Source organism: Pseudomonas sp. FP453, assembly GCF_030687495.1.
Taxonomy (GTDB): domain Bacteria; phylum Pseudomonadota; class Gammaproteobacteria; order Pseudomonadales; family Pseudomonadaceae; genus Aquipseudomonas.
In genome coordinates this window covers 2362959-2385199 of the sequence record NZ_CP117435.1, presented here as the reverse complement: position 1 = coordinate 2385199, position 22241 = coordinate 2362959, and the positions used below count along the sequence as shown (strand labels likewise).

Sequence of the window (22241 nt, the reverse complement as noted above, 5' to 3'; positions counted from 1 at the left end):
GCAACTTCTCCTTGAATCAAGTACGTGAAGCGCCACGGGCGCTGGCGGCGAATTGGTCGGCGGGCAGCACGTGCTTGCGTTCCAGCACGCGGTACACCACGAAGGTCAGGATCAGCCCGAACACCATCACCCCGGACAGGAAGTACAGGCCCGAGGCGAGGTTGCCGGTGTATTCCTTGAGCGCACCAATCACAAACGGGCCAATGTAGCCGCCGAGATTGCCCACCGAGTTAATCAGCGCAATGCCTGCCGCCGCACTGGCGCCAGCGAAGAAACGCCCCGGCAAGGTCCAGAACACCGCCGTGCAGGAAAACAACGCGAACGCCGCCAGGCACAGCGCGGCCATTTGCAGCACCGGTACGCTCAGCCACGCGCTGAAGAACAGGCCGATGGCGCCGAGCACATAGAGCACGGCGAGGTGGCCGTAGCGATCATTCAAGCGGTCGGAACTGCGCGGGATGATCAACAGGCCAACGATGCCGAAGATGTAGGGCACGGCGGAGATGAAGCCGGTGGTCAGGTCGCTGCCGCCGAACTGCTTGATCAGGGTCGGTAGCCACAGGCCCAGGCCGTAGATGCTCAGGGTCACTGGCAGGTAGAACAGCGCCAGCAGCAACACGCGTTTGTCCTTGAGGGCATGCAGCGGGTTGCCGTGGCGGGTCTGGCCGTAGGCTTGCAGGTCTTTGGCCAGTTCGCCGGTGAGCCAGGCTTTTTCCTCATCGCTCATCCAGCAGACCTGCTTGGGGCCGTCCGGCAGGTAGCGCAGCACCGGCCAGGTGAGCAGGATCGCCGGGGTGCCAATCACGATGAACAGCCATTGCCAGCCGTGCAGGCCGAGGATGCCGTCCATGCCCAGCAGGCCTCCGGACACGGGCCCGGTGATCATCATCGCAATCGGCTGGGACAGGATGAACAGCCCGAGGATCTTGCCGCGATGGCGTACCGGGAACCATTGGGTGATGTAGTACAGCACGCCCGGAAAGAACCCCGCCTCCGCCGCACCGAGCAGGAAGCGCATCACATAGAAACTGTGGGGCCCCTGCACGAAGGCCATGCCGATGGTGATCGCGCCCCAGGTGATCATGATCCGCGCAAACCAGCGCCGCGCGCCGAAGCGGTCGAGCATCAGGTTGCTGGGGATCTCGAACAGGAAGTAGCCGATAAAGAACAGGCCTGCGCCCAGGCCATAGGCGGCATCACCGATGCCGATGTCGGCGCCCATGTGCAACTTGGCAAAGCCCACGGCGGAACGGTCCACGTAGGCGATCAGGTACAGCAGGATCAGGAAGGGAATCAGTTTCAGCGTGATGCGCCGAATAAGCCGCAGTTCCTGGCTCATGGGGGTCGATCTCCACATTGTTGTTTTTATAGAAGCTCGGGGCACGCCTCTCGCGGAAATCCGCCAGGGCCATACCTCAGTTGAGACCGACTATATAGTATGACTATTTGCAAAACAACTCTTCCAAATAGGCGTTTTTACGCTTATGTTTAAGCACGCACAGAACATATAGTCATACAATAAGAGAATCGATCATGTCTGATAAAAAGCCCGGCCTACGCTCCGCCCAGTGGTTTGGTACCGCCGACAAGAACGGCTTCATGTACCGCAGCTGGATGAAGAACCAGGGCATTGCCGACCATCAGTTCCATGGCAAGCCGATCATCGGCATCTGCAATACCTGGTCGGAGCTGACGCCGTGCAACGCGCATTTCCGCCAGATCGCCGAGCACGTCAAACGCGGCGTGATCGAGGCCGGTGGCTTCCCGGTGGAGTTCCCGGTGTTTTCCAATGGCGAGTCCAACCTGCGCCCCACCGCCATGCTCACCCGCAACCTGGCGAGCATGGACGTGGAAGAAGCGATTCGCGGCAACCCGATTGACGGCGTGGTGCTGCTGACCGGCTGCGACAAGACCACCCCGGCCCTGCTGATGGGCGCCGCCAGTTGCGACGTGCCGGCGATCGTGGTCACCGGTGGGCCGATGCTCAACGGCAAGCACAAGGGCCAGGACATTGGTTCGGGCACCGTGGTGTGGCAGCTCAGCGAGCAGGTCAAGGCCGGCACCATTACCCTGGATGATTTCCTTGCGGCCGAGGGCGGCATGTCGCGCTCGGCGGGCACCTGCAACACCATGGGCACGGCCTCCACCATGGCGTGCATGGCCGAAGCGCTGGGCACCTCGTTGCCGCATAACGCGGCGATTCCGGCGGTGGATGCGCGGCGGTATGTGCTGGCGCATATGTCCGGCATGCGTGCGGTGGAGATGGTGCGTGAAGACTTGAAGCTGTCGAAGATCCTCACCAAAGAGGCGTTTGAAAACGCGATCCGGGTGAATGCGGCCATCGGCGGTTCGACCAACGCGGTGATCCACTTGAAGGCCATCGCCGGGCGCATCGGTGTCGAACTCGACCTCGACGACTGGACTCGCATGGGCCGTGGCATGCCGACCATCGTCGACTTGCAGCCGTCGGGGCGCTTCCTGATGGAAGAGTTCTACTACGCCGGCGGCCTGCCTGCGGTGTTGCGTCGCCTCGGTGAAGCCAACCTGATCCCCCATCCCAATGCCTTGACGGTGAACGGCAAGTCCCTCGGCGAGAACACCAAGGACTCGCCGATCTACGGCAGGGACGAAGTGATCCGCACCCTCGACAACCCGATCCGCGCCGACGGCGGCATTTGCGTATTGCGCGGCAACCTGGCGCCGCTGGGGGCGGTGCTCAAGCCGTCCGCCGCCAGCCCGGAGCTGATGCAGCATCGCGGCCGTGCGGTGGTGTTCGAGAACTTCGACATGTACAAGGCGCGCATCAACGACCCGGCGCTGGACGTGGACGCCAACTCGATCCTGGTCATGAAAAACTGCGGGCCCAAGGGTTACCCAGGCATGGCCGAGGTGGGCAACATGGGCCTGCCGGCCAAGCTGCTGGCCCAGGGCGTGACAGACATGGTGCGTATTTCCGACGCGCGCATGAGCGGCACGGCGTACGGCACGGTGGTCTTGCACGTGGCACCGGAAGCCGCTGCGGGCGGGCCGTTGGCTACGGTGAAGGAAGGTGACTGGATCGAACTGGACTGCGCCAACGGTCGCCTGCACCTGGACATCCCCGACGCCGAGCTGGCGGCACGCATGGCGGATCTGGCGCCACCGCAAAAAATGATCGTCGGCGGTTATCGCCAGCTGTATATCGACCACGTATTGCAGGCGGACCAAGGCTGCGACTTTGACTTCCTGGTGGGTTGCCGCGGGGCGGAAGTCCCCCGGCATTCCCACTAATTGGGATGCTATGATGCCGCGTCTTTAAGTCAGAGCCTTCCCGTCGTTATGGATCACCAGCCGCCCAAGCCGCGCAAGAGCATGCATGCCCAGATCGTTCAGGACTTGGGCATGCACATCGTTTCCGGGCGCTTCAAGCCCGAAGAAAAGCTGCCCCTGGAGGCCACGCTTTGCGAGGAGTACAAGGTCAGCCGCTCGGTGTTGCGCGAAGCCACGCGGGTGCTCAGCGCCAAGGGCCTGGTGTATTCCAAGCCACGGGTGGGTGCGGTGGTGCGGCCACGCTTGAAATGGCATTTGCTCGACCCGGACGTGCTGTCCTGGTTGATGCAGTCCACGCCCCACAGCGAATTCTTCAACACCCTGGCCGGTGTGCGACGCATCCTCGAACCGGAGATCGCCGCCATGGCCGCGACCACCGCCACCGATGAAGACATCGCCACCATCGAAAAAGCCTACCTGGGCATGGAAACGGCGAAGACCCACGAAGAGCTGTTGCAGGCCGACCTGGACTTCCACCGCGCGATTGCCGACGCCACGCGCAACGACCTGCTGGCCTACATGTGCAACATGCTCTCGCTGCCGCTGCGCGAGTCGATCAACATCACCAACCGCCGCCCGGATATCCAGGGGCTGAGCCTGCCTCGGCACAAGGCGATCCTCACCGCGATCCAGAACCGCGATGCACTGGGTGCGCGGCATGCGTCGCTGGTACAGTTGGATGACACGCGGGTGGCGTTGGATACGGTGATGAATGTGTTGACGCCGCTCTGACAGCCTGTGGGAGCGGGCTTGCCCGCGAATGCGGTCTATCAGCAACAGATTCATTGGCTGACACACCGCTATCGCAGGCAAGCCAGCTCCCACATTTGACCGTGTGCACACATCAGCATATGGGAACAGATCAACCACTGTGGGAGCGGGCTTGCCCGCGAATGCGGTCTGTCAGCAGCAGATTCATTGGCTGACACACCGCTATCGCAGGCAAGCCAGCTCCCACATTTGGCCGTGTGCACACATCAGCATATGGGGACAGATCAACCACTGTGGGAGCGGGCTTGCCCGCGATAGCGCTCTATCAGCAATAGATTCATTGGCTGACACACCGCTATCGCAGGCAAGCCAGCTCCCACATTTGACCGTGTTCACAGATCAGCATGTGGGAACAAATTCCATAGCCCCAGGTTAAAGGGTGTAGGCGATACCGACCTGTACGGTACGCGGCGCGCCTGGGTAAGCGTAGATATTGCCGAAAGCCCCTTCTTCAAACTCACGGTTGAACAGGTTCTTCACGTCGAGGTTGAGCCGCACTTTGTCGTTGACCTTGTAGTAGCTGAGCAGATCGACAACGGTGTAGGCATCCATCGCGAACGCGGTGTTGGCCGTCTGCCCTGCACGTTCATCCACGTATTTGGCGCCTGCACCCAAGCCAAGGCCCTTCAGCGTGCCGTCCTGGAACTCGTATACGTTGAGCAGGCTGAAGCTGTTGCGCGGGATGTTCATCAGGCGGGTGCCGGAGCGGATCGTGTTGTCCTTGGTCACTTCGGCGTCCACATAGGCATAGCCACCGATAAGGCGCCATTCCGGCGTGAGGTTGCCCGCCACATTGAGGTCGAAACCACGGCTGCGTACCTGGCCTGCCGCAACGCTGAAGGCCGAATCCACCGGGTCGGTGGTGAGGACGTTTTTCTTCTCGATCTGGTAGATCGCCGCATCGACGCTCAGCTGGCGATCCAGTGCTTCCCACTTCACGCCGATCTCATAGGACTTGCCCTTCTCCGGCTCGAACCCGCCACCAACGCGCGCCGCACCGGTGTTCGGCTTGAACGAGCGCGCAGCATCGGCATAGACCGCCACGGTGTCGGTGAGGTCATAGGTCACCCCCACACGCGGAGTGACCGCGTTGTCTGCGGCGCTCCACGGCTTGACGCCGGTCACATAGCTTTCGTAGTCGTGCTCGAAGCGCTCGAAACGCGCGCCGGCCAGTACTTTCAGGCGTTCGGTGAGGGCCACCTGATCTTGCACGAACGCGGCATAGGTCTTGAGGTTTTCCTTGTCGTGGGTCGGTGTGCGGGTGAGCGGCGGACGCGCCTGGCCGTAGACCGGGTCGAAAATGTCGATGGGATAGGTCCCTGCCACTGCGCTGGAACGCTGGATGATCGACTTGTAGTCGTAGTCTTCGAACTCGACACCGGTCAACAAGGTGTGATCGAAACCGCCAGCGGAGAAATGCCCGGTGAGGTTGAGCTGGGTGTCTTTATCGGTCCATTCCAGCTTGCGGTAGTTGAAGTTGCGTTGCAGGGTGCGGCCGTCGGCGCTCAGGCTGGTGGGGCCGTTGGCTTCAATGCCGTTGCCTTGCAACGTCCCATCCAACCACTGGAACCCACCGCCCAGGGTCCAGTTTTCATTCAGCAGGTGCTCGAAACGCAACTGGGCCATGCTGTTGTCGTTGTGCAGCTTGCCCACATCCTTGTCGCCCCAGAACGTGTCGCGCGACGCGCTGCCCTTCTGATTGGCAAAACGCGTCAACCCACGGTCCAGCGGGTGGTTGTTGCGCATGAAGTCGCCTTCGAAGATCACCTTGGTGGCGTCGGTGGCTTGCCAGCTGATCACCGGCGTCACGCCGTAGCGTTCGGTTTCGACGTGGTCACGGAAGGTCTCGCCGTCCTCGCCCACCACGTTCAGGCGATAGGCCAGGCGGCCTTCTTCGTCCAGCGGGCCGGAGGCGTCCAGGGTGCCGCGCTGCATGCCTTGGTCATTCAACTGGCTGCCCAGGGTCACGGTGCGCTCGGGCAACGGTTGCTTGGACACCACGTTGAAGGTACCGCCTGGATCGCCACGGCCGTAGAGCATGGTGGCCGGGCCGCGCAGCACTTCGAGGCGTTCGATGGTGTTGGCGTCCGGCATGTTCGGGTAGCCACGGTTGATCGGGAAACCGTTGCGGTAGAACTCGCCGGTGGTGAAGCCGCGCACGGTGAAGGTGGTCAGGCCCTGGCCGCCGAAGTTGTTGGCACGGCCGACGCCGCCGGCGTAGTCCAGGGCGTCTTGCAGGCGGGTGGCGCCGATGTCTTCGACGGCGTCCTTGGTCACCACGCTGATGGACTGCGGGGTTTCATGGATCGAGGTGTCGGTGCGCGTCGCACTGGCGGAACGTGTGGCCAGGTAGCCTTTGACCGGGCCCTGAGCGGTCTCGTAGTCGGCGGTGCCGGTGATGGAGGTGGCTTGCAACTCCACGCTGGCCTTGTCGGCGGGGGCGACTTCGGCCCAGGTCAAAGGGGAAAACGCCTGAAGCACACAGATGGAAACCAGGGTACGACGCATGAATGATGAACCTAGTGAATGGGCCAAATGGGGCGGCATAGCTGCCATATTTTCGCGGCGCGATGGTATATCACGCGGCCCATTATTGATATGCGTTCTCATTCACTATTTTTTGGGTAACCGGTTTGTATCGAATTGATAAACGCCAGGCACAAAAAAGCCACTCTTGCGAGTGGCTCCTAAAACGCTGGCGCAAGCCTTAGCGGTAGCGTTCCAACCAGTGCGCATAAGGCGCCGGCAAGGTCCACGACGACTTCTCGACGCCCAGCTCCTTGGCCGCGAAGTACGCCCAATGCGGATCAGCCAAATGGGCCCGGCCAACCGAAACCAGGTCCAGGTGCCCAGCCTGCAAGGCACTTTCTGCCAGTTGCGGCGTACCAAAGCCCCAAGCCGAGGTCACCGGGATACCCGCTTCACGGCGCACACGCTCGGCAATCGGCCCCATGAATGCCGGGCCCCACGGGATATTGGTGTCGGGAATGGTGAAGCCGACGCTGACGCTCAACAGGTCCAGGCCACCGGCCTTGAAGCGGCGGGCCAGTTCGATGGATTCGGCGAGGGTCTGCTCGTCGCGGCCGTCGTATTCCAGCACGCCGAAACGGGCGGTCAGCGGCAGGTTTTCTGGCCAGACTTCACGCACGGCGGCCAGGGTTTCCAGGAGGAAGCGGCTGCGGTTGTCAAAGCTGCCGCCGTAGGCGTCGGTGCGCTGGTTGGAGTGTTCCGAGAAGAAACTCTGACCCAGGTAACCGTGGGCGAAGTGCAGCTCGATCCATTCAAAACCGGCGTCACGGGCACGGCGCGCACCATCGACGAAGTCCTGGCGCACGCGGGCGATGTCGTCCAGGGTCATGGCGCGTGGCACCTGCGGCAGGTTCGCACCAAAGGCAATCGCCGACGGCGCGATGGTTTCCCACGCGCGCGGGTCGGACGCGGCCATATGGTCATCGCCTTCCCACGGGCGGTTGGCGCTGGCTTTACGCCCGGCGTGACCGATCTGGATGCCCGGCACCGAACCCGCAGCCTTGATGGCTTTGACAATGGGCACGAACGCCGCGGCGTGGGCATCGCTCCAGATCCCGGTGCAACCCGGGGTGATGCGGCCTTCCGGCGCAACGGCAGTGGCCTCGACCACCACCAGCCCTGCCCCACCACGGGCCATGCCCGCGAGGTGCACGTGGTGCCAGTCGTTGACCATGCCGTCATCGGCCATGTATTGGCACATCGGCGGGATGGCGATGCGATTGCGCAGGGTGACGTCTTTGAGTGTGTAGGGTTCGAACAAAGCGGCCATGGGACGACTCCGGCAAAGTGATGGTTGATTCGATAGTTCGATGGTAATCGAACTATAGTATTCAGCGATACCCCCCTGTTATCATTCATTTCATGCGAGCCTTCAAACACCCCCTTGTCCAAGACCTTACCCTAGAACGTGTGCTCTATGCGCTGAGCGACCCGGTGCGCCTGGAAATCGTGCGCTGCCTGGCCGGCGTAGCCGAAGCCACCTGCGGCGAATTGGATGGTGGGCGGCCCAAGTCGAGCATGTCCCACCACTTTCGCGTGTTGCGTGACGCGGGGTTGGTGCAGACGCGGAGTGTGGGGACTACGCATATGAATGCGTTGCGGGCGGAAGATCTTGAGGAGCGGTTTCCCGGGTTGCTGGCCAGTATTCTTGCCCAACGGTAAAGGAAGGGTTACTCCAAAGGTGGAATCAACCGCCCTCTGTAAGTGTTGTAGATGTGTTGAACCTCGGGGTTGTCCAGGCTCTCGTAGGTAATCCCCTCCTTATCAAGCCCATCCAACCCTTTGATGCCACCGATCATTGCTGCCCACTCGTCACGGTCGGCAATGTCCACCACAAAGGGTTTCAAGTAATGACTCAGATGCCCTTTGAACGGTGACTCAATCTCCTCGCTGAGCGCCCTGAGGTAGTCATCCTTGTTTGTTCTGTGCCATTCAATCGCGAACCTGGCTCGATAACAGAGCTCCATAAACACCAGCAAAATCGTACGTCCGTTGCCATCCAGAAAAGGATGGGCGAAGGCTAGCTGGCCCATTACATCGCCTGGATTGTCGCGAAAGCGTTTTTTGTTCGACGCCAATTCAAGTGCATAGTCGACTGAGAGCTTGATTGAGCCTGGATGCTCGAAGACGGTACGGTAAGGATCTTTTTCGGAGCCTTTGAAAACCGCGAGATGCGGTACAAGCTCGTTCCGATCCTTGCCCGCCCAGGGATAGAAACCCGAAAACAGGATCTCGTGCACTTTGAGCACCGACCTGTAGTCGATAGGTTTTTTCCTGGCAAGAAACTCAAGCGCCTCTTCCAGGCTCAACTCAAACGAAAGATGCTCGGATTCTTTGACTTCGGCAGGGTCTTTGAGTTGGAGGGTGTTTTGAAGATATCCAGCGGTTTCAAAATCACCGAAGGGATCAAACATCATGCGCTGAGTTGCTTCTTTAAACGGCGCTTTTCCTGAAGATAGCTGCCTTGGAGAGCCAGGGTTTCTGACTTGCTCAGAACCCCCTTTCTCTTGAGGTTCACCAACAACTGCTCCACACCATCCAACTCGACCACATCGCCAGCCAGGCCGGTGATCGCCACAGCCATTCGGCTTATACCGTCACGTTCGGCGGTGACATGATGAATTTCAGCCATCTTGCGCACTTTATTGGCGATGGTTTCATGGGCTGCACTAGTCATTGGAAACTCCTCAGTTAGCCGTCGAAGCATAGCATGGCGTTCGTTTCCGCTCTCCCCCCAGCGAACCTTTCCCCCCAAACCCACGTCCGACCTAAGGCACTCTTGCCCACCGCTCGCCGCGAGGTCGTCGTTTGAAAGCTGCCATCGTCAAAAAATACCGCCTGATCATCAAGACCATGGGCTATGTAGGCTGGGCCCTGTTCTGGCTGTTGCTGTGGGATGTCGCCGTCACGGTGGATTTCATGCTGTTCCTCACCTACAAGATCAACCTGCCGCTGATGCCCCTGACCCTGCTCGGTTCGGCGTTGGTGGTGCTGATCAGTTTTCGCAACAGCAGCGCCTATAACCGTTGGTGGGAGGCGCGCACGCTGTGGGGGGCGATGGTCAACAATTCGCGCAGTTTTGCGCGCCAGGTGCTGACGCTGCTGGATGACCCCGACAGCGAGGTCAACCCGGTCAAGGCCACGCTGTTGCGTCGGCATGTGGCCTATGTGAACTGCCTGGCCGCGCACCTCAAGGGCCAGCCGTGCCCCGATGAGGTGCGCGCATTCATCCCCAGCGAAGAGTTCGCGCGCAATGGCACCACCAACAACTTCGCCAACGACATCCTCACCGGCTCGGCAGCCTTGCTGGCCAAGGAATACAAGGCCGGCCACCTGGACAGCATCCGCTTGGCGCGGCTGGAGTCGACCCTGGTGGATTTGTCCAACGCCCAGGGCGGCATGGAGCGTATCGCCAATACGCCGCTGCCCTACCCCTACGTGTATTTCCCGCGCCTGTTTATCTCGCTGTTCTGCCTGATCGTGCCGGTGGGCCTGGTGGAATCCCTCGGTTGGTTCACCCCGCTGGCCTCGACGGTGGTGGGTTTCATGTTGCTGGCCATCGAGCGCATCGGCACCGACCTGCAAAGCCCGTTCAACTCCAGCGAGCACCAGATCCAGATGGACACCATCTGCGAAACCATCGAGAAAAACCTGCAATCGATGCAGCGTGATGCCCTGGGTGGCGAGCGCATCGGTTAAACCCTGCCAACGGCCTAAAGTGCGTGACCCACCGGTCGATATACCGGGGGTACGCATGGGCTATCCCCTCTAAAAACAACACATGCGACGCTCTTCGCTTTCCTCCGCCTTGCCAACTCTAATAAGTACCCTGCGGGAGATGTCATGAATATCAAACACAAGCTGACCTGGGCGTTTGCGGCTATCGCGTGCGTGCCGGTGATCCTGGTGGCCGTGCTGGTGGTACTGAACCTGCGGGATGCGGCCGAGGCCAATTTCGTCGACAGCAGCAGCCGTGAAATCCGCCAGATCGACAACGGCATGAAGCAATTCTTCGACGGCATCAGCCAGAACGTCGAATTTGTCGCCAAAGACCCACGCATCGCCGCCGCCAAAGACCTGAAAAGCTACGCCGGTGCCGACGCCGCGCAAATCCCCCTGACCCCGACCAACCAAGCGCTGCTGGACATCTTTGACCAGTTCGCCAAAAGCCACCCGAGCACCGCCTACCTGTCCCTGGGCCTGAGCGACGGCGGCTACGCCAGTTGGCCCGACGACACCAAACTGAACAACTACGACCCGCGCCAACGCCCCTGGTACAAGGCCGCCGTGGCCGCGCCGGGCAACACCGTGCGCACCGGCGCGTATTACTGGGCACCGGATGACGTGGTGCTGATCGGCACCGTGCGCACCGTCGCCGACGCCACCGGCAATATCCTCGGTGTGGTCGGCCTGGACGTGTCGCTCAAGCAACTCACCGAACTGGTGCGCAACATCAAGCTCGGCGACAGCGGCTACCTGATGCTGGTGGAAGCCAACGGCAACGTGTTGGTGGACCCCAGCGATGCCAAGCACAACTTCAAGCCCCTGGCCGACCTCGGCCCGCAATACGCCGACCTGGCCAAGCGCACCGACGGCGCCACCCAGATCGAGATCAACGGCGTGCCCTACATGGCCAACGTGGTCAGCTCCAAAGACCTCGGCTGGCGCTTTATCGGCTTGATCAAACGCGACGAAGTGATGGCCGGCGCGTCGAGCCTGACCTGGTTGATCGCTGCCATCGCCGCGGCCCTCGCCGTGGTCTTCGCCCTGGTCGGTGCAAGTTTTGCCAGCATGATCGTGCGCCCCATCCGCAGCGTTGCCGACGGCCTGCAGGAAATCGCCGAAGGTGAAGGCGACCTGACCCGCAAACTCACCGTGCAAGGCAAGGACGAAACCGCGACCCTGGCCGGCTGGTTCAACCAGTTCCTCGGCGCGATTGCGCAACTGGTGCAACGCATCGGCAGCGCTTCCACCGACCTGCAAAGCGCCGCCGCCGATACCAGCACCGTGGCCAACAACATGAACCAGGCCGCTGGCCGCCAGCGTGAAGCCGTGGAACTGGTAAGCACCGCGTTCAACGAGATGGTCGCCACCGCCAACGAAGTCGCGCGCTCGTGCAGCGCCGCCGCCACCAGTGCCGACGAAGGCTATCGCGACGTGCACGACGGCCAGCAGCACATCGGCGAAGCCACCGGCAGCGTGCTCAAGTTGAGCGAAGACCTGCAAAAGTCGACCCAGACCATGCAGTTGCTGGAGCAGGACAGCCAGAACATCAACACCATCCTCGACACCATCCGCTCGATTGCCGAGCAGACCAACCTGCTGGCGCTCAACGCAGCGATCGAAGCCGCACGCGCCGGCGATCAGGGCCGTGGTTTTGCGGTGGTGGCCGACGAAGTGCGCGCCCTCGCCCGCCGCACCGCCGACTCCACTGGCGAGATCGACAGCCTGCTGGGCAACCTCGCCCGCCGCACTCAGGAAGTCACCCAGCAGATGCAGGGCAGCCTGCTGGTGTCCCACACCAGCGTGGAACGCATCCAGCAGGCCCGCGACAGCTTCGACAAGATCCGCGGCTCGGTGGACTCGATCCGCGACCAGAACACCCAGATCGCCACCGCCGCCGAAGAGCAGCACCAGGTGGCCGAAGAGATCAACCGGCACATCGCGCAGATCCATGCCGATGCGCAACTGGTCGAAGGCTTCGCCCACTCGGCGCAGACCGGCTCGGGTCGGTTGACGGATATTTCCGGTCAGCTCAAAGGGTTGGTGGGTCGGTTCAAATACTGACGTGACCGTGGGGCCCTCGACGTCAGCGTCGAGGGCTCATGCGCCAACTGATCAACTGATAGATCCCCAGCAAAGCCCCAGCCAGCAGCAGTGTCCACTGCACGCTCAGCGCCGCCGCCAACAGCCCGGCCAGCAGGCCACCAATCGCTTCAAAGCCGAAACGCATGGCGATATAAAACGCAATCACCCGCCCGCGCAGCGCTTCCGGCGCGGCACTTTGCAGGGTCATGTTGCTGCTGACATTGCTCACGGTGATGCCGAATCCCAGCCCGGCCAGCGCCGCCAGGGTCAACCCCAACGGCGGATTCGCCGCCACCGCACACAACGACATCGCGCACACCACCGTGCCCATCACGATGATGCGGCTCAGGCTCGATGAACTGCCGGCGAACGCCAGGAAAATCGTCGCGACAAACGCGCCGGCTCCCGCCGCGCCCCACAGCCAGCCGAGGGTTTGGGCATCGCCGCTGAAGGCGTGCTTGGCCAGGATCGGCAGCAGCACCGTGTAGCAGGACGCCAACAGGTTGACCATCACCACGCTGATCAGCAGGCGGCGGATTGACCGGGTGTTCCACAAATAGCGCAACCCTTCGCGGAAGATCTCCCCGGTCGAACCCTGCGCCCGCACCTGCGCGCGGCTTTGCACCTTGCCCAAGCCGATCAACAGCATGCCAAAGGCGATGGACGTGAGCAGGAAACAACCGGCCTCGCCGCTCCAGGTGATCAGCAAACCGGCCAGCGGCGGGCCGATAAAGCGCGCGGCGTTGATCAGCATGGCATTGAGCACAAGGGCGTTGGGCAGGTCCTTGGGCTCATCGACGAAACTGGCGATCAAGGCCTGGCGCAACGGCGTTTCCAGGGCATTGAGCAAACCCAGCAGCAGCGCCATGGCGATGATCACCTCGCGGCCCATCCACTGTTGCCAGGTGAGCACCGCAAGGACCAGCGATTGCACAGCCAGGACAGCCTGCACCGCCATCAGCAGGCGGCGCTTGTCGTGGCGGTCGGACCAGGCGCCCGCCAGCGGCCCGACCAGCAACTGCGGCAACAGCGTCAGAAACGCAATCGCCCCCAGCAGCACCGCCGAGCCCGTCAGATGATAGGCCAGCCATGACAGCGCGACCTGTTGCACCCATTTGCCCAGGGTGGAGAGGCCCTGGCCGACAAAGTAGATCTGGAAATTACGATGGCGCAGCGCGCGGATCGGCGTGGGCCAGCGGGTGGTAGACGCAGGATTCAAATAAACTCGCAGCCCTTTTGTATAAGGGATTTAAGGACCCAGGTTCGGTCGTTTTCGCCCAGCGCAATCTGTTCCAGTTGCTTCTGTTCGGCGGCATGTTTGGCGTGGGCGCGATCATACACCTCGGCGACCTGGTCGAACGGCACGCAGAGCAAGCCGTCTTCATCACCGATCACCAGGTCGCCCGGCTCGATCACCATGCCGGCCAGGGCAATCGGCACATTGACCTCGCCCGGGCCGTCCTTGTAAGGGCCGCGATGGGTGATACCCGCCGCAAACACCGGGAACTCCCCGGCGCCAATGCTCGCCGCATCGCGAATCGCGCCGTTGATCACAATGCCGGCCACGCCTTTCTTGATCGCATACGCCACCATCATTTCGCCGATCAGCGCGTTGCTCAGGTCGCCGCCGGCATCCACCACGATGACGTCGCCGGGCTGGGCGATATCCAGCGCGTGATGCAGCATCAGGTTGTCCCCGGGGCGCGCCTTGACGGTCAACGCCGGGCCCACCAGCACGCCGCTGCGATGCATCGGTTTCAAGCTCGCGCCGCCGGCGGTCATGCGGTGCATCGAATCACTGATATTGGCGACGGGCACGCTGCGGTAGCGCTCGACCCACTCGGCGGCGACCTTGCGTTGCTGCTTGAGCACTCTGAATCCGATGGACATGGGGTATTCCTCTGCTGGTTTTTATGTTGTTTTGAAACGTCATTTCAAAATTAACATCATGATTTGCAGCCAGCAAGGCTAAAACCGGATTCAAAACCCCAACACTCTGCGCTGAAAAAAATCTTAAACCCGAATAAACGTTAGATTCCATTGGGATTTTCCACTAATCCAACGTCGTTCAAAACGGCGCGGTTAAATTTATTTATTGCAACGCCATTTCATTATGCTAGCTTTCAACCACTGTTGAGCGCCGCAATACGCCGCCAACTGCACACAGACAAGAAAACCAAGGTGCGCACAATGACCCGAACCCTCCTGCTGACCGGCCCGGAACTGACCGCCGACGCCATGGCCCACGCCGCTGCCCACGGCGTACGCATCATCCCCACCACGCCCTATGCACCCGCCGATGAACTCACGGCGATCATTGCCCGCGAACAACCGGACGCGATCATCGTGCGCCAGGGCAAGCTGACCCGGGAGATGATCAACGCCTCGGCCGCGCTGAAAATCATCGCCAAGCACGGCGTGGGCTACGACACCATCGACATCGCCGCCGCCGCCGAGCGCCAGATCCCGGTGACTATCGCCCTCGGCGCCAACGCACAATCGGTGGCCGAGCACGCCCTGGCCCTGATGTTCAGCGTGGCGCGCCAGACCGCCCTGCTCGATGCGCGCATGCGTGACGGGCATTGGGACAAAGCCACCTCGGTGGGCATCGAACTGTCCGGCAAGACCCTCGGCCTGGTCGGCCTGGGCGCCATCGGCCAGATCCTCATGGACCTGGTGGCCCCGTTGCGCATGAGCATCAAGGTGTTTGATCCCTACCTGGCGGACTTGCCGAATGTCGAGCGGGTCAACAGCGTGGATGAGCTGCTGGCCAGCTGCGATATCATCAGCCTGCATTGCCCGCTGACCGAGCAGAACCGCAACCTGTTTGGCGCGGCGCAGTTCAAGCGCATGCGCCCGGGCGCGATCCTGATCAACACCGCGCGCGGTGAACTGATCGACACCGAAGCGCTGGTCCATGCCCTGAGCACCGGGCAAATCGCCGGCGCCGGCCTCGACACCTTCAACCCCGAACCACCGCCGGCGGACTCGGCGCTGTGGGGTTTGCCGACACTGGTGGCGACACCCCACGTCGGCGCCAACACCGCCGAAGCCCGTGACCGCGTGGGCCTGCTGGCGCTGCAACAGATCATCGATTTCTGGGACGGCACCGCGCCGCCGCCGCGTGCGGTGGTCAACCGCCATCTCTACGCACACTGACATCGCCCGCGCGGTAATCGCGGGCCCATCACGCTTCTCCAAAAAAAACAAAACGGGAGAGAGTCATGTCCATCAGTTCTACCGACATCAGCGCCATCGAGCGCTCAACCATGCGCAAGGTGGCGTGGCGGCTATTGCCGTTCCTGATCCTCTGCTACCTGCTGGCGATCATCGATCGCGGCAATATCGGCATGGCTTCGTTGCAGATGAACCAGGACCTGGGCCTGACCCCGGCGATCTTCGGCTTTGCCAGCAGCCTGTTTTTTGTCTCCTACTTCCTGGTGGAAGTGCCGAGCAACCTGGCCCTGCAACGCTTCGGCGCGCGGGTGTGGATTGCGCGGATCATGATCACCTGGGGCCTGATTTCTGCCGGCACTGCGTTTGTCACCGGCGCCAACTCGCTGTACGTGATGCGCTTTCTGCTGGGCGCGGCCGAGGCCGGATTCTTCCCTGGCGTGCTGCTGTACCTCACTTACTGGCTGCCCGCCGCGTACCGTGGGCGTATGGTCGCAATCTTCATGGTGGCGATTCCCGGCGCCAACTTCATCGGCTCGCCACTGTCCGGCCTGCTGTTGAGCATGGACGGCTGGTTCGGCATGCGCGGCTGGCACTGGCTGTTCATCATCGAAGGGATTCCCGCCGTACTGCTGGGCATCGCCTGCCTGTTCGTGCTGACGGACCGCCCTGAGCAAGCCAAATGGCTGAGCCATGAGCAACGCCACTGGCTCACCAGCCGCCTCGACGAAGAGCGCAGCCGCAAGACGGCCATCGGGCACATCTCGCTGTGGAAATTGCTGCGCCACAAACACATCTGGGTGCTGGCACTGATCTACTCCGGCGCCTCGGCGGCGGGCAGCACCATGAGCGTGTGGGCCCCGCAACTGCTCAAGACGTTTGGCCTGAGCAACCTGGAAATCGGCATGGTCAACGCCATTCCTTACGGGCTGGCATCGATCCTGATGATCCTGTGGGGCCGCAGCTCCGACAAGACCGGCGAACGCCGCTGGCACACCGCGACCACCTTGCTGCTGATCACCGCAGGCTTGCTGCTGGCGCTGGTGACGTCTTCGCTGGTGGCGACGGTGTGCATGTTGTCGATGGTGCTGATCGGTGCGTACTCCATGAAAGGCCCCTTCTGGGCGCTGGTATCCACCTGGCTCTCCTCCTCCACCGCTGCCGCTGGTTTGGCCGCTGTGGGCGCGATGGCGAACCTGATTGGTGGCGGGATCATGGTCAATGTGTACGGCACCATTCATCACGCCACCGGCAGTTATGCGCTGGCACTGCTGCCACTGGCGGCGCTGTGTGCGGCGGGCGCGGTGATGGTGTTGTTGATGGGGCGCAAGCAGATGAAGGAAACCGTGGCGTTCAACAAAGCGGCCAACGCCAGCTGACTGTGGGAGCTGGCTGTGGGAGCTGGCTTGCCTGCGATGCAGGCACCTCGGTACATCAGGCACACCCAGTTGATGCCATCGCAGGCAAGCCAGCTCCCACAGAGAAACGCGCCAGCTCCAGAGATCAGGTCGGCTACTAGGCCGCCTCGCTTTGCTTTTGATTTTGGGCGCCCCGTTAAACACGCTGGCCGGAATTCGACATGGATTTGGGGGGTAAACCGGCAGGGATGCCGGTTTAGCCGCCCCGCGCCATGGATGGCGCGTGGCGGCGGCCTCCCAAATCCATGTCGGATTACGGGCACACCGAGCCAGGGCGAGGTGCCGAGTGTTGGGGCAAGAGCGTTTTGCTTACTTTTGCGCTTCTCAAAAGTGAGCCGCCGTAAGGGCGGAACCAATAGCCGCCGTTACCCAAATAACGGATATGTACACCCACAGACCGCCATCGCAGGCAAGCCAGCTCCCACCCTGGAGCGGTGTGTAACCAATAACAACTCAGTCGCCTGACAGGCCGTCTTCGCGAGCAAGCCCGCTCCCACAATGGGATCGCGCAATAACCGAGAACACCCAAGATTGCCCCCACCCGCCAATACCAGTATTTTGCAGCCTACCCCCAACAAGGAGCACCCCATGGTAAAAACCCGCCCACGCCCCGCAGTCACCGGGGTGGCTTCGGCCGATCGGGTGCTCACCGTGCTCACCGCCTTCAAGATGGGCGACACCGCCCTGGAACTGGCCGAACTGGCCGCCCGCACCGGGCTGGTCAAAAGCACCATCATGCGCCTGATGGTGTCCCTGGAAGACCACGGCCTGATCACCCGCCTCGCGGACGGCCGTTATCAACTGGCCACCGAAATCATGCGCCTGAACACCGTCTACCAGGACGGCCTCGACCTCGAACGCCACATCACCCCGCTGCTGCACCGCCTGACCCAGGAAACCGGCGAAACCGCCTCCTTCTACGTACGCCACGGCGCCTATCGCATGTGCCTGTACCGGGTGAACTCGCCCCACCACCTGCGCCTGCACCTGCAACCGGGCGACACCCGCCCCATGGACGGCGCCGCAGGAGCCGAAGCGTTGCGCACGCCCTACTCGCTGGCCGCAAAGATGATCAAGCCGATCTTCTCCCACGGCGCCACCGACCCCCACGCCGCGTCCATGGCCCTGCCGATCTTCGGCCCCGGCGAAAACCTCATCGGCGCCCTGGTGCTGTCCGGCCCCGCCAGCCGCCTGACCGCCGAGCAAGCGCAGACCCTGCACCCGCTGTTCCAGCAAGCTGCCGTCGAGCTGACCCGCAGCCTGGGTGGCGATGCCCTCGCCGATGACGCCGCCGCACACGGCAAAAAACCCGTCTAAAGTCTCTAGCAGACGCGTGCAGCAGCTGGGTGCGATGCACATCGCACCCTGGGCGACATTTGGCCACACCGCATCATCGCAGCAACTGTAATAGTCTATTGCAGGACTCTAATGTACTAACTAGTTACTTATCTTGCTAAAATCGCGTCTTTGCCCTCTCACCTTCGAGCATTTATCGATATGAAACGAGCATCGCGCGCCGCTGGCGTCCCTAGATTTATCCTGCTGGGCCTGGGCGTGATCATCGCCCTGCTCGGCGTGGCGCTGGCCGTTGGCGGCGTCAAACTGGCCAGCCTCGGTGGCTCGCTGTACTTCCTGATCGGCGGCCTGGCCATGGCCCTTTCCGGCCTGCTGATCGCCTGCCGCAAGCCGGCCGGTGCGTGGTTGTTCGCCGCGTTCCTGGTCGGCACGGCCATCTGGGCGGTAGCGGATGTCGGCCTGGTGTTCTGGCCGCTGTTCTCGCGGGTGTTCATGTTCGCGGCGATCGGCATGGTGGTGGCCCTGGTCTACCCTTGGCTGGTCGGCCGCCCGGCACGCGCCGCCTATGGCGTGGCCGGCGTGCTGGCTGTTGGCGTGGTGGTCGCGGCGGGCAATATGTTTGTCGCCCACCCAAGCGTGGCGCCCACCGGTGCCGGCCCTGGCATCACCCCGGTGAGCCCGGCCGATGCGCAGAAAGACTGGGCGCACTACGGCAACACCGAAGGTGGCAGCCGCTTCGCCGCGCTGGACCAGATCAACCGCGACACCGTCAACAAGCTGAAAGTGGCGTGGACCTACCACACCGGTGACGTCGCCATCAGCGACGGCAACGGCGCCGAAGACCAGCTGACGCCCCTGCAGATCGGCAACAAGGTGTTCATCTGCACCCCGCACAACAATCTGATCGCCCTCGACGCCGACACCGGCAAAGAGCTGTGGAAGAACGAAGTCAACGCCAAGTCGGCGGTGTGGCAGCGTTGCCGGGGCATGGCCTACTTCGACGCCACCGCGCCGATTGCCCAGCCGACCCAACCCAACAGTTCGCCGATCATTGCCGCCAGCGTCCCTGCCGGTGCGCAGTGCCAGCGTCGCCTGCTGACCAACACCATCGACGCGCGCCTGATCGCCGTGGATGCCGACACCGGCAAATTCTGCGAAGACTTCGGCACCCACGGCCAAGTGGATTTGAAAGCCGGCCTGGGTAACGTACCGGACAGCTACTACCAACTGTCCTCCGCCCCGCTGATCGCCGGCACCACCGTGGTTGTTGGCGGCCGCGTTGCCGACAACGTGCAGACCGACATGCCCGGCGGCGTGATCCGTGGCTTCGACGTGATCACCGGGAAAATGCGCTGGGCCTTCGACCCGGGCAACCCGGAAGACAAAAACGCCCCGGCCGACGGCAGCACCTACGTGCGCAGCACGCCGAACAGCTGGGCGCCGATGTCCTACGACCCGCTGATGAACACCCTGTTCCTGCCGATGGGCAGCTCGTCCACCGACATCTACGGCGTTGAGCGCACGCAGCTGAACCACAAATACGGCGCTTCCGTGCTGGCGCTCGACGCCTCCACCGGCGCGGAAAAGTGGGTGTACCAGACCGTCCACAATGACCTCTGGGACTTCGACCTGCCGATGCAGCCAAGCCTGATCGATTTCACCGCGCCGGGCACCGACAAAGCCGTGCCTGCGGTGGTGATCGGCACCAAGGCCGGGCAGATCTACGTGCTCGACCGCGCCACCGGCAAGCCGCTGACCGACGTGCAGGAAGTGCCGGTCAAGGCCGCCAACATCCCCAACGAACCGTACTCGCCGACCCAGCCGAAATCCCTCGGCATGCCGCAGATCGGTGCGCAAACCCTGACCGAATCGGACATGTGGGGCGCCACGCCGTACGACCAGTTGCTGTGCCGCATCGACTTCAAGGGCATGCGCTACGACGGCCTGTACACCGCGCCGGGCACCGATAAATCCCTGAGCTTCCCGGGTTCCCTGGGCGGCATGAACTGGGGCAGCCTTTCCACCGACCCGGTGCATGGCTTTATCTTCGTCAACGACATGCGCCTGGGCCTGTGGATCCAGATGGTGCCGTCGCAGAACAAGGCGCAATCCTCGTCCGGTGGCGAAGCGCTGAACACCGGCATGGGCGCCGTACCGCTCAAGGGCACGCCGTATGCGGTGAACAAAAACCGCTTCCTCTCGGTGGCCGGCATTCCGTGCCAGGCGCCGCCGTTCGGCACCCTGACCGCCATCGACATGAAGACGCAGAAAGTCGCCTGGCAAGTGCCGGTGGGCACCGTTGAAGACACCGGCCCGCTGGGTATCCGCATGCACCTGCCGATCAAGATCGGCCTGCCGACCCTCGGCGGCACACTGTCCACCCAGGGCGGCCTGATCTTTATCGCCGGCACCCAGGACTTCTACCTGCGCGCCTTCAACAGCGCCAATGGTGATGAAATCTGGAAAGCCCGCCTGCCCGTCGGCAGCCAGGGTGGCCCGATGACCTACGTGTCGCCGAAAACCGGCAAGCAGTACGTGGTCATCACCGCTGGCGGCGCACGCCAGTCCACTGACCGTGGCGACTACGTGATCGCCTACGCCCTGCCTTAACCCCTCGATCCAGCGCGGTGCTCCCCCGCACCGCGCTTTCTGTCTGGAAGAACCCGCATGACCCCCACTTCTCATATCCCCTTCGGGCGCCTGTTGCTGGGCGTTGCCCTGAGCGCCGCCCTGCCCGTGCAAGCCGATGACAGCACCCTGACCGGCGACTGGGGCGGCCTGCGCCGCGAACTGGAAGACAGCGGCATCCGCTTCACCGGCGACTACAGCGGCGAGACCGCCTACAACGCCCACGGCGGCCAGCACCGCTCGGCGCGCTACTCGCAAAACCTCAAGCTTGGCGTGCAGTTCGACCTGGGCAAGCTCTACGGTTTCAACAATGGCGACCGCATCCAGCTCACCATCAACGACCGTCGCGGCAACAGCGCTTCCGAAGACCTGGTGGGCAACCGCCTGCCGATCCAGGAAAACTACGGCGGCCTCTACACCCGCCTCACCGAGCTGAGCTACGAGCGCACCCTGTTTACCCCGGCGCTGAACGTCAAGCTGGGCTACATGGCCATGGGCAACGACCTCGGCGGCCTCGACAGCGGCATCCTGTGCAACTTCATGAATGCCGGTTTCTGCGGCCACCCGCTGAACATGTCCGGTGGCAGCGGCTGGACCAACTACCCGAATGCGCGCCTCGGTGCACGGGTCAAATACGACTTCGCGCCGAGCTGGCAGTTGCGCGTGGCAGCCTTCAACGTCGACCCGGAAAGCAACGGCAACTCCAGCCGCGCCTGGCACCTGACGCCCAAGCACACCACCGGTACCGTGGTGCCCATCGAGTTAGTCTACAAGCAAGCAGGCCGCCTGCCGGGTGAGTACAAGCTGGGCTATTACTACGACAGCTCGGACGTCAAACGCATCGGTAGCAATAAAGAAGTCAGCGGGCGCAGCGGCCATTACCTGCTGATCGATCAAGCCGTGTGGGCGTCGGATTCATCCGCCGGCCGCGTGCTGCACGCCTTCGGCCAATACTCGGCGGCCAGCACCGCCGCCGCGCCGTTCACCAAGTGGTATGGCGCAGGTGTGGTGCTGTACAAACCGTTCGACGGCCGCCCGCGCGACACCGTCGCCCTCGGTTATGGCGGTGCGGTGCCCAACCCGCGCAGCCGCGATGTGCAGGAACTGGCGGCGTTGAATGCCGGCAACGACTACCCCAACCTGAACAACGCCGAGCAGTTGATCGAACTGAGCTACGGCTACCAGGCCACGCCCTGGCTGACCTTGCGCCCGGATGTGCAATACATCATCGAGCCGGGGGCGTTTTCCGGGGACAACATCGACAACGCGCTGGTCCTCGGCTTGCAGGTCAAAGCAAGCTTCTAACCT

The 22241-nt window shown here is 62.5% G+C and carries 16 protein-coding genes and 2 pseudogenes; 11 read left to right on the top strand and 7 right to left on the bottom strand.

The features are described from left to right. Positions 1 to 16 precede the first annotated feature (16 nt). Positions 17 to 1339 carry an MFS transporter gene (locus PSH87_RS10945; RefSeq protein WP_305433579.1) on the bottom strand — a complete coding sequence of 441 codons (1323 nt, stop codon included), beginning with the start codon at positions 1337 to 1339 and terminating at the stop codon, positions 17 to 19. A 194-nt stretch (positions 1340 to 1533) separates the two neighbouring features. On the opposite strand from PSH87_RS10945, the gene PSH87_RS10940 reads away from it, so the two are divergent. Then, positions 1534 to 3270 carry an IlvD/Edd family dehydratase gene (locus tag PSH87_RS10940; protein ID WP_017739604.1) on the top strand — a complete coding sequence of 579 codons (1737 nt, stop codon included), beginning with the start codon at positions 1534 to 1536 and terminating at the stop codon, positions 3268 to 3270. A gap of 48 nt (positions 3271 to 3318) precedes the next feature. After that, positions 3319 to 4041: a FadR/GntR family transcriptional regulator gene (locus PSH87_RS10935; RefSeq protein WP_017739605.1), complete on the top strand. Its 723-nt coding sequence runs from the start codon at positions 3319 to 3321 to the stop codon at positions 4039 to 4041. A gap of 411 nt (positions 4042 to 4452) precedes the next feature. On the opposite strand, the gene PSH87_RS10930 is transcribed toward PSH87_RS10935, so the two are convergent. Both PSH87_RS10930 and PSH87_RS10925 read right to left on the bottom strand, forming a co-directional pair. Continuing rightward, positions 4453 to 6588 carry a TonB-dependent siderophore receptor gene (locus PSH87_RS10930; RefSeq protein ID WP_305433577.1) on the bottom strand — a complete coding sequence of 712 codons (2136 nt, stop codon included), beginning with the start codon at positions 6586 to 6588 and terminating at the stop codon, positions 4453 to 4455. Positions 6589 to 6787: 199 nt separating this feature from the next. Further along, a complete protein-coding gene (locus PSH87_RS10925; protein ID WP_305433576.1) occupies positions 6788 to 7879 on the bottom strand; it encodes an NADH:flavin oxidoreductase/NADH oxidase in 1092 nt (363 codons plus the stop codon). Between the two features lie 92 nt (positions 7880 to 7971). Between PSH87_RS10925 and PSH87_RS10920 the strand changes: the two genes are divergently transcribed. Continuing rightward, a complete protein-coding gene (locus PSH87_RS10920; RefSeq protein ID WP_177414127.1) occupies positions 7972 to 8271 on the top strand; it encodes a helix-turn-helix transcriptional regulator in 300 nt (99 codons plus the stop codon). A gap of 8 nt (positions 8272 to 8279) precedes the next feature. On the opposite strand, the gene PSH87_RS10915 is transcribed toward PSH87_RS10920, so the two are convergent. Continuing rightward, the gene (locus PSH87_RS10915; RefSeq protein ID WP_305433573.1) at positions 8280 to 9026 is read right to left on the bottom strand and encodes a Fic family protein; all 747 of its coding nucleotides are present in this window, start codon (positions 9024 to 9026) and stop codon (positions 8280 to 8282) included. Beyond that, positions 9023 to 9286 (bottom strand): hypothetical protein, encoded by a 264-nt coding sequence (locus tag PSH87_RS10910; RefSeq protein ID WP_305433571.1) that lies wholly within the window; start codon positions 9284 to 9286, stop codon positions 9023 to 9025. Before PSH87_RS10910 ends, PSH87_RS10915 begins: the two co-directional genes overlap by 4 nt. A gap of 131 nt (positions 9287 to 9417) precedes the next feature. On the opposite strand from PSH87_RS10910, the gene PSH87_RS10905 reads away from it, so the two are divergent. The 3 genes and pseudogenes from PSH87_RS10905 to PSH87_RS28815 all read left to right on the top strand — a co-directional run. Continuing rightward, on the top strand, positions 9418 to 10308 hold the full coding sequence (locus tag PSH87_RS10905; protein ID WP_305433569.1) for a bestrophin family protein: 891 nt from the start codon (positions 9418 to 9420) through the stop codon (positions 10306 to 10308). 144 nt (positions 10309 to 10452) lie between these two features. Then, positions 10453 to 11487: pseudogene (locus tag PSH87_RS28820) on the top strand (cache domain-containing protein); the annotation flags it as partial. A 372-nt stretch (positions 11488 to 11859) separates the two neighbouring features. Beyond that, positions 11860 to 12396 (top strand): annotated as a pseudogene (locus tag PSH87_RS28815) (methyl-accepting chemotaxis protein); the annotation flags it as partial. 22 nt (positions 12397 to 12418) lie between these two features. Here PSH87_RS28815 and PSH87_RS10895 read toward each other — a convergent pair. Together PSH87_RS10895 and PSH87_RS10890 are read right to left on the bottom strand one after the other, a co-directional pair. After that, entirely contained in the window at positions 12419 to 13636 is a 1218-nt protein-coding gene (locus PSH87_RS10895) for an MFS transporter (RefSeq protein ID WP_305433565.1), read from the bottom strand. After that, positions 13633 to 14307, bottom strand: a complete 675-nt coding sequence (locus tag PSH87_RS10890) for an RraA family protein (protein WP_017735513.1) — start codon at positions 14305 to 14307, stop codon at positions 13633 to 13635. Before PSH87_RS10890 ends, PSH87_RS10895 begins: the two co-directional genes overlap by 4 nt. 300 nt (positions 14308 to 14607) lie before the next feature. On the opposite strand from PSH87_RS10890, the gene PSH87_RS10885 reads away from it, so the two are divergent. The 5 genes from PSH87_RS10885 to PSH87_RS10865 all read left to right on the top strand — a co-directional run bounded on the left by PSH87_RS10885 (position 14608) and on the right by PSH87_RS10865 (position 22238). After that, the gene (locus tag PSH87_RS10885; protein WP_305433562.1) at positions 14608 to 15576 is read left to right on the top strand and encodes a hydroxyacid dehydrogenase; all 969 of its coding nucleotides are present in this window, start codon (positions 14608 to 14610) and stop codon (positions 15574 to 15576) included. A 65-nt stretch (positions 15577 to 15641) separates the two neighbouring features. Next, on the top strand, positions 15642 to 16970 hold the full coding sequence (locus PSH87_RS10880) for an MFS transporter (protein ID WP_017735511.1): 1329 nt from the start codon (positions 15642 to 15644) through the stop codon (positions 16968 to 16970). Positions 16971 to 17597: 627 nt separating this feature from the next. Further along, on the top strand, positions 17598 to 18326 hold the full coding sequence (locus PSH87_RS10875; protein WP_305433560.1) for an IclR family transcriptional regulator: 729 nt from the start codon (positions 17598 to 17600) through the stop codon (positions 18324 to 18326). Between the two features lie 180 nt (positions 18327 to 18506). Then, positions 18507 to 20915: a glucose/quinate/shikimate family membrane-bound PQQ-dependent dehydrogenase gene (locus PSH87_RS10870; protein ID WP_305433558.1), complete on the top strand. Its 2409-nt coding sequence runs from the start codon at positions 18507 to 18509 to the stop codon at positions 20913 to 20915. Positions 20916 to 20972: 57 nt separating this feature from the next. Next, positions 20973 to 22238 (top strand): carbohydrate porin, encoded by a 1266-nt coding sequence (locus PSH87_RS10865; protein WP_305433556.1) that lies wholly within the window; start codon positions 20973 to 20975, stop codon positions 22236 to 22238. The last annotated feature ends 3 nt before the right edge of the window (positions 22239 to 22241 follow it).

What these genes read in the sequence shown, in the direction of transcription:
- PSH87_RS10945 (WP_305433579.1), bottom strand. Translation starts at nt 1,339, where the DNA reads ATGAGCCAGGAACTGCGGCTTATTCGGCGCATCACGCTGAAACTGATT.
- PSH87_RS10940 (WP_017739604.1), top strand. Translation starts at nt 1,534, where the DNA reads ATGTCTGATAAAAAGCCCGGCCTACGCTCCGCCCAGTGGTTTGGTACC.
- PSH87_RS10935 (WP_017739605.1), top strand. Translation starts at nt 3,319, where the DNA reads ATGGATCACCAGCCGCCCAAGCCGCGCAAGAGCATGCATGCCCAGATC.
- PSH87_RS10930 (WP_305433577.1), bottom strand. Translation starts at nt 6,588, where the DNA reads ATGCGTCGTACCCTGGTTTCCATCTGTGTGCTTCAGGCGTTTTCCCCT.
- PSH87_RS10925 (WP_305433576.1), bottom strand. Translation starts at nt 7,879, where the DNA reads ATGGCCGCTTTGTTCGAACCCTACACACTCAAAGACGTCACCCTGCGC.
- PSH87_RS10920 (WP_177414127.1), top strand. Translation starts at nt 7,972, where the DNA reads ATGCGAGCCTTCAAACACCCCCTTGTCCAAGACCTTACCCTAGAACGT.
- PSH87_RS10915 (WP_305433573.1), bottom strand. Translation starts at nt 9,026, where the DNA reads ATGATGTTTGATCCCTTCGGTGATTTTGAAACCGCTGGATATCTTCAA.
- PSH87_RS10910 (WP_305433571.1), bottom strand. Translation starts at nt 9,286, where the DNA reads ATGACTAGTGCAGCCCATGAAACCATCGCCAATAAAGTGCGCAAGATG.
- PSH87_RS10890 (WP_017735513.1), bottom strand. Translation starts at nt 14,307, where the DNA reads ATGTCCATCGGATTCAGAGTGCTCAAGCAGCAACGCAAGGTCGCCGCC.
- PSH87_RS10885 (WP_305433562.1), top strand. Translation starts at nt 14,608, where the DNA reads ATGACCCGAACCCTCCTGCTGACCGGCCCGGAACTGACCGCCGACGCC.
- PSH87_RS10880 (WP_017735511.1), top strand. Translation starts at nt 15,642, where the DNA reads ATGTCCATCAGTTCTACCGACATCAGCGCCATCGAGCGCTCAACCATG.
- PSH87_RS10875 (WP_305433560.1), top strand. Translation starts at nt 17,598, where the DNA reads ATGGTAAAAACCCGCCCACGCCCCGCAGTCACCGGGGTGGCTTCGGCC.
- PSH87_RS10870 (WP_305433558.1), top strand. Translation starts at nt 18,507, where the DNA reads ATGAAACGAGCATCGCGCGCCGCTGGCGTCCCTAGATTTATCCTGCTG.
- PSH87_RS10865 (WP_305433556.1), top strand. Translation starts at nt 20,973, where the DNA reads ATGACCCCCACTTCTCATATCCCCTTCGGGCGCCTGTTGCTGGGCGTT.